General features: G+C 44.8%; 11 protein-coding genes, 1 tRNA gene and 1 rRNA gene. 2 read left to right on the top strand and 11 right to left on the bottom strand.

Annotation, left to right across the window (positions count from 1 at the left end; genetic code table 11):
- Positions 1-11: 11 nt before the first annotated feature.
- Positions 12-2351: an ATP-binding protein gene (locus tag MH144_RS29655; RefSeq protein ID WP_239305726.1), complete on the bottom strand. Its 2340-nt coding sequence runs from the start codon at positions 2349-2351 to the stop codon at positions 12-14.
- Positions 2352-2680: 329 nt separating this feature from the next.
- Here MH144_RS29655 and tadA point away from each other — a divergent pair, with 329 nt between their 5' ends.
- Positions 2681-3181, top strand: a complete 501-nt coding sequence (tadA, locus tag MH144_RS29660; RefSeq protein ID WP_239305727.1) for a tRNA adenosine(34) deaminase TadA — start codon at positions 2681-2683, stop codon at positions 3179-3181.
- Between the two features lie 36 nt (positions 3182-3217).
- Complete coding sequence (locus MH144_RS29665; protein WP_239305729.1) at positions 3218-3787, top strand: GNAT family N-acetyltransferase; 570 nt, start codon at positions 3218-3220, stop codon at positions 3785-3787.
- Between the two features lie 80 nt (positions 3788-3867).
- Here the strand turns inward: MH144_RS29665 and MH144_RS29670 are convergent, their stop codons facing one another.
- The 10 genes from MH144_RS29670 to rrf all read right to left on the bottom strand — a co-directional run.
- The gene (locus tag MH144_RS29670; protein WP_239305730.1) at positions 3868-4962 is read right to left on the bottom strand and encodes a hypothetical protein; all 1095 of its coding nucleotides are present in this window, start codon (positions 4960-4962) and stop codon (positions 3868-3870) included.
- A 271-nt stretch (positions 4963-5233) separates the two neighbouring features.
- Positions 5234-5386: a small acid-soluble spore protein P gene (locus tag MH144_RS29675; protein WP_095293452.1), complete on the bottom strand. Its 153-nt coding sequence runs from the start codon at positions 5384-5386 to the stop codon at positions 5234-5236.
- Positions 5387-5409: 23 nt separating this feature from the next.
- The gene (locus MH144_RS29680) at positions 5410-5586 is read right to left on the bottom strand and encodes a hypothetical protein (protein ID WP_239305731.1); all 177 of its coding nucleotides are present in this window, start codon (positions 5584-5586) and stop codon (positions 5410-5412) included.
- 23 nt (positions 5587-5609) lie between these two features.
- Positions 5610-5951, bottom strand: coding sequence for a hypothetical protein (locus tag MH144_RS29685; RefSeq protein WP_095293451.1), 342 nt, complete (start codon positions 5949-5951; stop codon positions 5610-5612).
- Between the two features lie 183 nt (positions 5952-6134).
- Positions 6135-6223 (bottom strand) — tRNA-Ser (locus tag MH144_RS29690).
- A 146-nt stretch (positions 6224-6369) separates the two neighbouring features.
- Positions 6370-7653, bottom strand: coding sequence for a serine--tRNA ligase (serS, locus tag MH144_RS29695; protein WP_239305732.1), 1284 nt, complete (start codon positions 7651-7653; stop codon positions 6370-6372).
- A 278-nt stretch (positions 7654-7931) separates the two neighbouring features.
- Positions 7932-8522 carry a pyridoxal 5'-phosphate synthase glutaminase subunit PdxT gene (gene pdxT, locus MH144_RS29700; protein ID WP_239305733.1) on the bottom strand — a complete coding sequence of 197 codons (591 nt, stop codon included), beginning with the start codon at positions 8520-8522 and terminating at the stop codon, positions 7932-7934.
- A 325-nt stretch (positions 8523-8847) separates the two neighbouring features.
- Entirely contained in the window at positions 8848-10236 is a 1389-nt protein-coding gene (locus tag MH144_RS29705) for a D-alanyl-D-alanine carboxypeptidase family protein (RefSeq protein ID WP_481857411.1), read from the bottom strand.
- Between the two features lie 419 nt (positions 10237-10655).
- A complete protein-coding gene (guaB, locus tag MH144_RS29710; RefSeq protein ID WP_239305734.1) occupies positions 10656-12113 on the bottom strand; it encodes an IMP dehydrogenase in 1458 nt (485 codons plus the stop codon).
- A gap of 353 nt (positions 12114-12466) precedes the next feature.
- Positions 12467-12568: ribosomal RNA gene (gene rrf, locus MH144_RS29715) — 5S ribosomal RNA — on the bottom strand; the annotation flags it as partial.

A 12568-nucleotide genomic window follows, 5' to 3' on the forward strand; every position in this document is an offset into this window, starting at 1 on the left:
TCTCACCTCATCTAGTTCTCTTCGTCTGTAAGTGCATCTTCCGTCCGATCGTCCTCTTCCACGCTCTCCGGGAGCTGTTTGGTAGCAGGAAGATCAATGATCACGGTCGTGCCCTTGTTCATGACGCTTTTAATATCCATCATGCCCTTATGTGATTGAATGATGCGCTGACTGACCATTAAACCAAGTCCTGTTCCAGACTCCTTATTGGTAAAGAACGGCTCGCCAAGCTTTGGCATCATCTCTTCCGGAATTCCGATACCCTCATCCTTAATTTCAATCCGCACCCGGTTTAATTCCTCGTCATGGTCAAGACGAATCCGAATGCTGCCTCCGTTCGGCATGGCTTCCATACCATTCTTAAGCAGATTGATGAATACTTGCTTCAACTGATTCTCTTCACAGTGTACCATAGCTGAATCGGATGATGCATTTAATACAAATTCAACCCCGTGCAGATGTGCCTGGCTATCCAGCAGCGAGATCACATCGCCGAGAATGAAGCGGATATCCCGCTCCTGGAAGTGTACAGCCTGTGGTTTGGCCAAAATCAGGAATTCGCCTACAATCAGATTGATGCGGTCCAGTTCCGACAGCATCAAGTCGAGATGTCGATGATTCAGTTTGTTCGTCTCCTGCTGCAGCTGCAGGAAACCACGCAGTGTTGTAAGCGGGTTACGGATCTCATGTGCGACACCTGCAGCCAGTTGGCCTACTGTTGTGAGCTTCTCTGAACGTCTGAGCAGCTCTTCCATTCGGTTGCGGCTAGTGATGTCCCTCGACACACTAATCAGTGCTGTAATTTCACCCAATTCATCTCGCACAGGCGCTGTACTGACACTAACTTCAACCCGTGTGCCATCTTTTTTCATCCATATGGTTTCATTCGAGGTAATGGATAGCCCTTCAATGAGCTGGGCATGCTGCTGCTTCATTTCCTCTTCCGCTTCTGGCGGGATGATTTTCAGCTTGCGGTTTTCCACCTCTCGGCTTCGCCAGCCATATAGTTGTTCAAATGCCCGGTTTACACGTAAGACCTTACCGTCGAGGTCCGTAATATGAATGGCATCGGCGGTTTGATTAATGATGGATTCCAGATGCTCCTTAACTGCCCTGTTCTCCTCATACATCTGTTTCAACCGGTTGGTATAGTGGCCCAGATTGCGAATCATGGCATTAATCCGATTGGCCAGCTGACCCAGTTCGTCCTTCCTTCTTACTTTCAGACGGAAGTCGAAATGTCCATCTGCTACATCATTCACTTTGCCCAGGATGGATTGAATAGGACGTGTAATATATCCTGCTAACAAATAGCTGCCAAAGATCACAATTTCCAGCAGCACCAGCGATATGGAAGCATGACTGACCAATTGTTCCGATACCATGGAGGATATTTGTTTATAGTCCATGACAATACTGATGACATATGATGCTTCATTCGGCGTGAAGATGGGAATGAAACTTTTTAACACCTTCTGCTCATGCGTCTCACTGACAAACGAAACATTTTGCCCGGTTCGGATCGCCCTCACAACTGCCCGGTGATCCTCATCTGACGTACCATATTGATACGTACCAAAACGAATCGGTCTATTATTCAACTTGCTGTAGTTGCTATCCCTGCCATCGTCATTCATGTTGGGACTGCCAAAAGTCAATGGATTGATACCCGTGATCTCCAAGATGGAAGGATTCACTTCACGAATTTTGTTTAAAATCTCATCCGGACCAGAGATCTTCACATAGTCATCAACTTCAGCATTATTATAGAAGGGATTGATTATGTAGTTCCTCTTGCCATCATGATAATAACCCCAGATATCAATATCTGATGGACTGGATGTCGAGTACTCGAAACCATCGGACCAAAAATGATCCAGTTTCTGCCCTTGAGTGATGGTAACCTGATGTTTTTCGAACAATTGCTTAAAGGCTTGATACCAATAGGTCATTTTCTTTGTGGATAAACCAACTTCGCGCGGATCCGAAGAGCGGGTTACAACGATATCATCCTCGGTTTGTTCCATGAGAGAGATATGCGATACCCCCACTTTTTTGCTTAAACGTACAAGTTCTTCATTTGTGATATTATTAATATCCGGGTCGAGTTCTTCTGCAGCCATGACTGAAGCAAGCCATAGATTATTACCAATCTGGCGTTTTACATAATCCAAACTATTCTGATTCTGTTCGACAGAAATTGCAATCTGTTTGGCTGTTAGGACCATCTTGGTTTCACTGTCCTGCCTAAGATTTTCCTCGGTAGTATAATAACTCAGCGCGATATTCAGAATCAAAATAACAAGCACCGAGCACGACATAATCATGGATAATTTCGTTTTAATAGACAACTTTTTTAGTTCACCTCTCGGCTTGTACCCTTTGGCGATATATGGCAAAACATATCTCCATCATAACGGTTGTGTGTGGTTTTGAAAAGGATAAATGCCCCTAGACCAAAAGTTACCGCTTGGCTGAAAAGCTCGAAATTCATTGTTTTTTGTCTTTGCCGTGCCTACAATGAGATTAATCACTAAAACTATACACAAATCCACAGGGTTGTGGATATCATGTTCATAACTTTGTGAGCAACTCGGTGGTTATCCACAGACTTATGCACATCATGTTAACAAACGAATATTTGTTCGCTGAATAAATGCTTGGAAGGAGCTTTACTGTAATGAATGAACACTCAATTCCGGTTGATCTTTCGCATCTTACGGAGGAACTGCAGCACGAATTCTGGATGCGTGAAGCCATTGCTGAGGCGCTTAAAGCTGAGGCACTTGGGGAAGTCCCTATCGGAGCTGTCATTGTGCAAAATAATCAGATTATCGGAAGAGGATATAATTTGCGTGAGACCACGCTTGATTCCACTGCACACGCGGAGATGGTCGCTATCCGTCAGGCAAGCGAAACGATCGGAGCCTGGCGCCTGCTTGATTGCAGCCTATATGTGACGCTGGAGCCTTGCCCTATGTGTGCAGGTGCCATTGTACAGTCCCGGGTGCCACGCGTAATATATGGCACTGCTGATCCCAAAGCCGGATGTGCGGGAACCTTGATGAACTTGCTGCAGGAGCCGCGGTTCAATCATCGTACCGAGGTTATTCCAGATGTCCTTCAACCCGAATGCTCGACGATGCTGACCCAATTCTTTCGTCGGTTACGCAAGAAGTAATATTTATACTTTGATCTTGAGAGGATGTGCAATGCTATGGCATTAACATTGTATGATACCCCCAACGGCATTAGTCTACGGTTACTCACCATTGACGATACCCAGGCTTATCTTGATCTGATCCAGGTTACTCGCGTTCCCTACCAAGCTGTAGAGCCTCTTCGAGATGATGAGTTCTATACACTGAATGCTCAAACAAGGCGGATTCATGACCGCTTAAAAGCGGCTGAAGAAGGTACAGGTTATCAGTTCGGCATCTACACCATCAAAGACGACCTACTCATTGGACAAATCAGCCTGAATAACGTCTCCTATGGTGTTGCCAATTATGCCGATATGGGTTACTTTATCCATCCTGACTATCAGGGTGGTGGACGTATGACAGCTGCTGTTAAACTGGCTGTTGCCTATGCCTTCCGCGCCTTGAAGTTGAATCGTGTCCAGGCCGCAATCCTGTCCACTAATGCCGGCTCCCAGCGTGTACTGGAGAAGAACGGCTTTCAGGCAGAAGGCATTGCCCGTAAATACCTGAGAATCAACGGAAGCTATCAGGATCACCGAATTTATGCTGTTCTCGCTGAAGATTTATCGGAGTCCCTGCAATAACAGATTTAAACTATAAAACAACAAAAAGCCGCCCGACATAAAGTCGAGGCGGCTTTTTTCACTCATTACTTGGAATGAGCTTAGTATCCGTAAGAAGCGTTCATCAGTTCTTCGAACTCTTGCATTGTAATTACATTTTCGCCTGTAGGAATATTGATTTTGAAGGCAGCCTTCTCATTAATTTTTGTGTATGTGTTGGATCCAGTAAAGGCCAACTTCACTTCATCTTTGGTATCCACTGGTGTGATCAGCAGATCAGCTGCAATCTTTTGATAAACCGGGAAATCCTGCTTATCCAATGCAAAATCGATGTTGAAGTTATTGATAGTCAACGTCTCTTTCAATTGATCCAGATCTTTAGACATTTCAGTCTGATCAGCTTCCGTGATGTTCAGATCTTCTTTGGCTTGATCAATATCAGCTTGATCCAGTTGAAGCATATCGCGGTATTCTTCTTTGGACAAGATATCCAGCACTTTAGGCATTGCTTTAGTCACCAGTACAGTGATAGCTTCTTTAACGTTGTCGTTAGTAACGGAGAATTGCACTACCTGCTTGGCATCTACACCTTCTGGCAGCTGTGCATCCTTAACATCTACGTTTTTGAAGAATTTGTCTTGGTCATATTCACTAAGAACAGCATCCATAACTTCATTGCTCAGTTTTTGTGTTTTGGCTGCGTCCATAGCATCAGGGTTCCATTCCGTACCCTCTTGCTCAGCCAATTCTTTCAGATCAAGCTCCAGAAACTTGCCAACCACTGTCTCTGGAATTGGGAAGAACGGAATGCTTGGCACTTTAACGTAAAGCTTCTCAGCTGTCATCACCATTGGAATGGTGAACGTCATACCCATATCACCTTTGAGCTCAAGGCTAACTGTCATTTCTGTTTGCATTGGCTCGCTTTGGTATACGCCAGTTACGTTAAACTGAGCATCCTTCAACATGCTCATAAACTGAGTCATAGTCGGGTCTTGTTGTGACTCGTCTGCAGGTTTATAGCTCAATTCATTAATTGTGAAATTGGAACTCATTTCATACGAAGTCAGTTTAGAAGCATTGGCCGCAGCCGTCTTCAGTGCCTCTTTCGGTTCTTGTTTGCTGCTACATGCTGTCAAAGCCAAAGATACGGTCAACAGCAACGTTAGAAGCAACGCCCCCATACGTTTAGTCATTTGTTTCTCTCCTCTCGTGATAACCCCAAAAAAAATAATTCAACATCAATGATATACCATTTATTCTGAAACGGAAACACGATTTGGGAAATTTGTGATCTTTCCACACTAAAATGGCTACAAAGACCTATGTTAGCTTTTCAATTCCTTTCACCACTGGTCTTTATTTATGTATGAATACGCAAAAACCCCCTGTTAGGTAACAGGGGATTCTAATTATGCATCTTTATATATCACATAATACATTACTGAAATGAGCTGGGTATTCATCTTACCCTTGTGGATTGTTATGATCCACATGATTCTGATTTTTCACTTTTTTGGACCCGGACAACGGTTCCTGTCCAGATGAATGCTTTTCCGGACGGCGATGCTGCTCAGCAGCTTGAACTTCAGGTACAGGTATCGCTTTTGGTTTGCTCATGCCGTTACCCCCTCTTCATGATTTTAGGAATGGGATGGATTCATATCTTCCGTTTTGTCATGATTCAACGAATCCTGATGACGACGATCGTTTGTATCTTGCTGAATCTGCTGTGCATGATGGCTGTTCACGGCCGGCTTCTCCAGATCAGCAACAACATTCTGCAAGTTTTTATCAATCCCTGCCTTGGCTTTACTCACTCGAATCACTCCTTCAATTGGGGCTATGTTCTTGTCTTGGACTGTAACGACTGGGCGCATTCATGAATATGCCGTGTATAATCCTGAGCCAGCTCCTGAATGGGTTCTGTACGCTCATCTGTCGTTTGCCCATCCCGTTCTACATCAATCAGCTGTACACTGACCTCACGGGAGTCCACATACGCGCATTTGAAATCGAATGAGTACATTTGGTGTCCTGCAGTCGCGATATGAATGCGAATAGCCTTCTGATCGGCTTCATCTGCCATTACCTGAGCCTGATCACCGACATTCAACACTTCCGGCAAACGCTCCTGCCATGCGCCTACAAGCTCTGTCTGATCTATATTTAACTCGCGGTTCATCTAACCACCTCCACTCCTATAAAGTGCGGCGAACAAGATGATTTTATACATGCATACGGAGTCAATTAGAGGCTGTTGATGCCATTAATAAACTAACCATGGTAGATAGCTCGACTGAGGAAAATGTTATATGCAAAAAAGGACCCGAGCTTATCGCTCGAGTCCCTGTTATAAGTGTAGTTATGGCGGAGAGGGTGGGATTCGAACCCACGTGGGCTTGCACCCTAACGGTTTTCAAGACCGCCCCGTTATGACCGCTTCGGTACCTCTCCAAAATTTGAAGTTTTATAAACTTGCCACGAAATAGATCATACCACATATATAAGTGAAAAAGCAAGCTTTAGAATAAAAAAAACCGTCATAATTAAATGACGGATTTTTGGGTTGGCTTTATCATAATAAAGCCCTATACCCCATGTTAGGAACGACGTGCAATCACACTGATTCCGCCCATGTATGGACGCAATGCTTCAGGAATAACTACAGTCCCATCTTCTTGCTGATAGTTCTCTAAAATAGCAGCTACTGTACGTCCAACAGCCAGTCCGGATCCATTCAGTGTATGGACAAATTCAGGCTTAGCTTTCGGCTCTCTACGGAAACGAATGTTGGCACGGCGCGCCTGGAAGTCTTCACAGTTAGAGCAGGAAGAGATTTCACGATATGTATTGCTTTCTGGCAACCATACCTCAAGATCATAAGTTTTCGCTGAAGTGAAGCCCATGTCCGCTGTACACAGCGTCAAAACACGGTATGGCAATTCCAGCAATTGAAGCACACGTTCAGCATTTTGCGTCATTTTCTCCAATTCTTCATAAGAAGTTTCAGGAGAGGACAATTTCAACAACTCAACCTTATTGAACTGATGCTGACGGATTAATCCACGTGTATCACGGCCAGCAGAGCCAGCTTCAGAACGGAAACATGAGCTGTATGCCACGAAGTGCTTCGGCAAATCCTCTGCATTCAGAATCTCTTCGCGATGATAGTTCGTTACCGGAACTTCCGCGGTAGGAATCAGATAATACTCCGTATCCTTAAGCTTGAACAGATCTTCTTCGAACTTCGGCAATTGGCCTGTTCCGAAGAGGCTGTCCCGGTTGACGATATATGGAGGCAAAATCTCCTCGTATCCATGTTGATCACTGTGTAGATCCATCATGAAGTTAATCAGAGCCCGCTCTAGACGTGCGCCAAGTCCTTTGTAGAACGTAAAACGGGAACCTGTAACTTTGGCAGCAGCCTCAAAATCAAGGATATCCAGATCCTGCGCAATCTCCCAATGTGCTTTTGGAGTAAAACCGAACGACTTCGGTTCAGACCAGCGACGAATCTCTACATTATCATCCTCAGAGGCACCCACAGGTACACTCTCATTGGGAATGTTAGGAATAGCCATCGTCAGATCATTAATCTTCGCTTCCAGTTCCCGGACCTCTTCATCCATCGCTTTGATGCGATCAGACACTTCGCGCATCTCAACAATCAAATCATCTGCGTTTTCACGATTCTTTTTCAGCTTAGCAACTTCACCGGATACTGTATTCCGGCGGTTCTTCAACGTCTCGCTCTCTTGCAGCAGTTCCCGGCGCTTCGCGTCCATCTCGGAAAATCCAGCAATGAGATCGAGTGACTTGCCACGGTTCTTCAACGCTTCTTCTACACGGGCATATTCATTCCGCAATATCTTTACATCAAGCATTATATACTCCTCCTAAATGACCTCACAGAAAACATATCAATAAACCTAAGCCTATCATATAGCCTTTGTGGAGTCGCGTATAACTTCATCTTAATCATTTTCTACAATAAAAAAACAACCTATGAACCCCTGTGACACCCTACGCTGCGATTCCCGCTGTGTAAAGCAGATACGGGCAACATCAGGCATTCGACCAGATACAGCTCGTCCAGCAGTTTAACAGACTGCAGCAGGAGTGTTCCAATCCACCGGGGGTATCATAAGTTGTCTAACATGCACTATTGGTTCTGTAACGACTGCTTATATGATTGGGCCATATCTACAAAATAAGAATGCAAACGGTAATCATCGGTCAATTCGGGATGATATGAGCAGGCAAGCAAGTTTCCTTGACGCGCGGTAACAATCTCACCCTTATAAGTGGAAAGAACCTCAACCTGTTCCCCTACACTCTCGATCAAAGGTGCGCGGATAAACACTGCTCTTACCGTTTCATCAATCCCTTTGACAGGCAGGTCTGTTTCAAAACTTTCCCGCTGCCGCCCGAATGCATTTCTGGAGACAGTCATATCCATCAATTCCAAGTGGGCTTCTTCCTGTCCTGAAATACGCTCAGCCATTACGATCAGGCCTGCACAGGTGCCGAATACTGGTTTACCTTTGGCAGCAAAGTCCCGAATGGGCTGCATGAAACCATATTTGCGCATTAATTTACCAATAGTGGTGCTTTCGCCGCCAGGAAGGATCAGACCATCCAGCTCATCCAACTGCTCAACCTGTTTCACAGCCAGTCCCTCTGCACCAGCTTGCTCAACACTGCGAATATGCTCGGTAACCGCACCTTGAAGTGCTAATACACCTATCTTCATTTGCGTTCCCCTCTCCTACCAGCCGAGATCCTGTTATACGTCTAAAAGCCGTAAGTTAGGAGATCCGTGTCCCGAGGTTTATGGACACTCCAGCAATCAATTTATAGTCCATGTAATGCGTTGTCGCTTCAACTATACCATGTGCAACTAACAAGGTTGTCCTTAGACTTTTAGCTGATTTATACGTAGAATTCTAACTTGATATTTTACCGGAAAAATTGTAAATACACAATGCATCCAGTCGCAATTTGATGCTTATTGTCCTTATTCAGGTGAGGTAGATCGGAAACTTCTATTATCAGAAGTCAATGCCTACAGAACTCAATTAAAACAGGTTTTTGATACCATCAAACAGATCAACGAAGAAATCCTTTACCGCACGGAAGAACAAACGGAACCAGCCGCCTTTTTCAGCCTCTTCTGCGGTGATCAGGTTCACTGTTTTCTCTTGTGGTTCAATACCATCAGCCTTATAGGTGTAGGTCACCGTTCCGACTTTCGTTCCTGCTTTGATTGGAGCAACCAGCTTGTCTGCTTCCGTTACATTCGCCTTAAAGGTAACATCCAGGTTTTGAGTGCCTTTGGGAACAACAAAGCTTACTGCATTGTCGGTCACTACAGGCACATTTGTTTCTTTACCTTTTTTCAGCGGAACAGCTTCCCAGCCAGTGACTTTGGTTTTGCCAGCGACAGCTTGCTTCACTTCGAAGTTGTTATAACCATAATCCAGCACTTTTTTCGTCTCTCTGAACCGTGCAGGCTCGGAATCGGTCCCCATAACGACACTGATCAGACGCATACCATCACGTTCAGCCGTTCCTGTGAAGTTATTCCCTGCATTTGTGGTATGGCCCGTTTTCATTCCGTCCAGACCTTCATAGGCATAGCTTTTGAAATTGGTTATATCTTTATTCGCTTCCAACATCCAGTTGTAGTTGATAATTGGAGCTTTGTCATTCGGACGGAATTTATAAGACTGAATTGTTGTAAAGTCTGTGTAGTCGGGGTGATCCTGAATAATATATCTGCACAGAATTGCTGCATCCAATGCAGACATAACTGTCTCTTTATCTTCGGCCGGTTGGAAGTCGGCAGGCATATCCGCACGATCAAGACCTGTGGAGTTAATAAAGAACGTATCCTTCATGCCCATTCGCTTTGCTTCTTCATTCATCATCTTCACAAAAGCTTCTTCCGATCCGGCAACATATTCTGCCAATGCCACTGTTGCATCATTTGCAGATCCAACGGCCATAGCAATATACAGCTCTTTAACCGTATGTTGATCGCCTTCAGCCAAGAAAATACGTGAGCCTATGCTCTCCGCAGCATTCCTTTTAACCGTAACTACATCATCCCAGCTAAACTTTCCCTGCTTGACCTGTTCAGCCACAATGTACTCGGTCATCATCTTTGTCATGCTGGCAGGCGGCATAGCTTTGTCCGCGTTCACATTAAGCAGAATCTGGCCTGTCGAAGCCTCCATGAGTACTGCAGCTCTAACTTCAAGTCCAAGTGAGTCTACAGAAGGAACTTGCACGGCTTTTTCAGTCTTCGTTGTTGTCGCAGCAGCGGTCAGCACCTGACCTGAATTGTTCGCAGCAGCCATAACCGGCATTACTGCAGACATGCAGAGCATATTAACCAGCATAACCGAGGCTACGCTTTTTTTGAGCATTTGGCGTTTCTTTTTGTTCATTTGTTTAGCTTTCAATGATAATACTCCCTTCGTTCCGAAGCTTCGCTTAATTGATGCTTCAGTGCAGCTTGGGCTGCATTTTTCTTGGTCCTTAACGATCGTAGAAGATGTTGTGAAAAGTAGCTTTTTATGCGCTGTATCGAAAGAGCAATATCATTGCTCCATAAGTTTCATTATCGATTGTCACTTAGTTAGCATTATCCAATGCATATGTAAAAGGACGTCCGCGCTTCTATATAGCTGGGCAGCCTTCTGTGGCATTTGTTCCATGTGAAACAAGGTTCATAGATTCACGTCAAAAAGCCGCCGCAACGCCCTAATCCGATAAAGGATCGTCACCGCTTGTTCTATTCTATCACAGGGGTATCCGCAAAAAAAGACAGGCTCGGCGAAAATCGCCAAGCCTGTCCTGGAAATGATTAACTCTCTTCGGATTACAACGAGTAGTTAGGTGCTTCTTTTGTAATTTGAACATCATGTGGATGACTTTCACGAAGTCCCGCGCCAGTAATACGGATAAAGCCTGTGTCATTACGGAGCTGCTCAAGGTTGCTTGTTCCGCAATAACCCATACCCGAACGCAGACCACCAATCAACTGATGAATAGTATCTGACAATGGACCTTTATAAGCCACACGTCCCTCGATGCCTTCCGGAACGAGTTTTTTGTCATCATCCTGGAAGTAACGATCTTTACTTCCTTGTTTCATTGCAGCCATTGAGCCCATACCGCGATATACTTTGTAGCTACGTCCTTGGAAGATTTCAGTTTCTCCCGGGCTTTCTGCTGTTCCCGCAAACAAACTTCCCAACATAACTGCATGTGCACCTGCAGCCAGTGCCTTTGTAATCTCACCCGAATATTTGATACCGCCGTCCGCGATAATTGGAACTCCATACTCGCGTGCGACAGTTGCACAATCATAAACAGCAGTTACTTGAGGTACACCGATACCAGCAATAACGCGTGTTGTACAAATGGAACCTGGACCAATACCAACTTTGACAACTGATGCACCTGCCTCGATCAGATCACGAGTAGCTTCACCAGTTGCTACATTGCCTGCAATAATAGTCAAGTTCGGGAAACGCTCGCGCAATTGACGAACAGCTTCGATAATGTTGATGTGGTGTCCATGTGCAGAGTCTACAGTAATCAGGTCTACACCAGCTTGTACTAATGCATCTGCACGTTCAAAAGTATCTTTGGAGATACCAATTGCAGCACCAACCAGGAGACGACCTTGCGCATCCTTGGCTGCATTAGGGAACTGAATGGCTTTTTCGATATCTTTAATCGTGATAAGACCTTTCAGTGTATTGGACTCATCCACCAAAGGAAGCTTTTCAATTTTATGCTTTTGGAGAATTCCTTCTGCTTCTTGCAGGGTTGTACCTACAGGAGCAGTAACCAGATTCTCACGAGTCATGACTTCACTGATTTTAATACCGTAGTCATGGATGAAACGCAAGTCACGGTTAGTCAGAATACCAACCAGTTTCTGATCACCTTCGACAATCGGTACACCGGAGATGCGATATTTAGCCATAACTGCTTCAGCATCCGACACCAGGTGCTCAGCAGTCAGTGAGAACGGATTGGTAATAACGCCGCTCTCCGAACGTTTAACCCGATCTACTTCTTCCGCTTGCTGTTCAACTGACATGTTCTTGTGGATAATTCCAATACCGCCCTCACGTGCGATGGCAATGGCCAGAGTCGCTTCAGTAACGGTATCCATACCAGCACTGATCAGAGGGATATTCAGTTTTACACTATCGCTCAAACGAACCGATACATCCACTTCTTTAGGCAGTGTCTCGGATTTCCGTGGCACTAGCAATACATCATCAAAGGTTAAACCTTCCTTACCAAACTTATCTTCCCACACGCAGGTGTTCCTCCTTATGTTTGCTCAGCTTTACGGTCCAAAACCCGAAGATCTCAGGCAGTATTTATGCCGAAAATACGTTTTCTGAAAAATTTATTATTGCCATCTTAGCAAAGCGATATTTAGACTGTCAAGGAAAAGTCCCTGGTTATATCAGGTGTACTGTCTGATGCATACAACTGTATCTCTTGAGCGGACAACAGGCGAATATGCCAAAGACACCATCCGTTTTAAAATGGTGTTTGAGTTCAAACTTTTTTAACTTTGTTTCAAGTAAAACTACATAGCTTCCATATATTAACCTTTGTAAACAAATAAAAACCACCACCGAATATCATCGGCAGTGGTTCTTTGCTTGGCAACGTCCTACTCTCCCAGGACCCTTCGGTCCAAGTACCATCGGCGCTAGAGGGCTTAACGGTCGTGTTCGGGATGGGTACGTGTGGAACCCCTCC

The organism is Paenibacillus sp. ACRRY, assembly GCF_022346995.1.
Lineage (GTDB): Bacteria > Bacillota > Bacilli > Paenibacillales > Paenibacillaceae > Paenibacillus.

What these genes read in the sequence shown, in the direction of transcription:
- tadA (WP_239305727.1), top strand. Translation starts at nt 2,681, where the DNA reads ATGAATGAACACTCAATTCCGGTTGATCTTTCGCATCTTACGGAGGAA.
- MH144_RS29665 (WP_239305729.1), top strand. Translation starts at nt 3,218, where the DNA reads ATGGCATTAACATTGTATGATACCCCCAACGGCATTAGTCTACGGTTA.
- MH144_RS29670 (WP_239305730.1), bottom strand. Translation starts at nt 4,962, where the DNA reads ATGACTAAACGTATGGGGGCGTTGCTTCTAACGTTGCTGTTGACCGTA.
- MH144_RS29675 (WP_095293452.1), bottom strand. Translation starts at nt 5,386, where the DNA reads ATGAGCAAACCAAAAGCGATACCTGTACCTGAAGTTCAAGCTGCTGAG.
- MH144_RS29685 (WP_095293451.1), bottom strand. Translation starts at nt 5,951, where the DNA reads ATGAACCGCGAGTTAAATATAGATCAGACAGAGCTTGTAGGCGCATGG.
- serS (WP_239305732.1), bottom strand. Translation starts at nt 7,653, where the DNA reads ATGCTTGATGTAAAGATATTGCGGAATGAATATGCCCGTGTAGAAGAA.
- pdxT (WP_239305733.1), bottom strand. Translation starts at nt 8,522, where the DNA reads ATGAAGATAGGTGTATTAGCACTTCAAGGTGCGGTTACCGAGCATATT.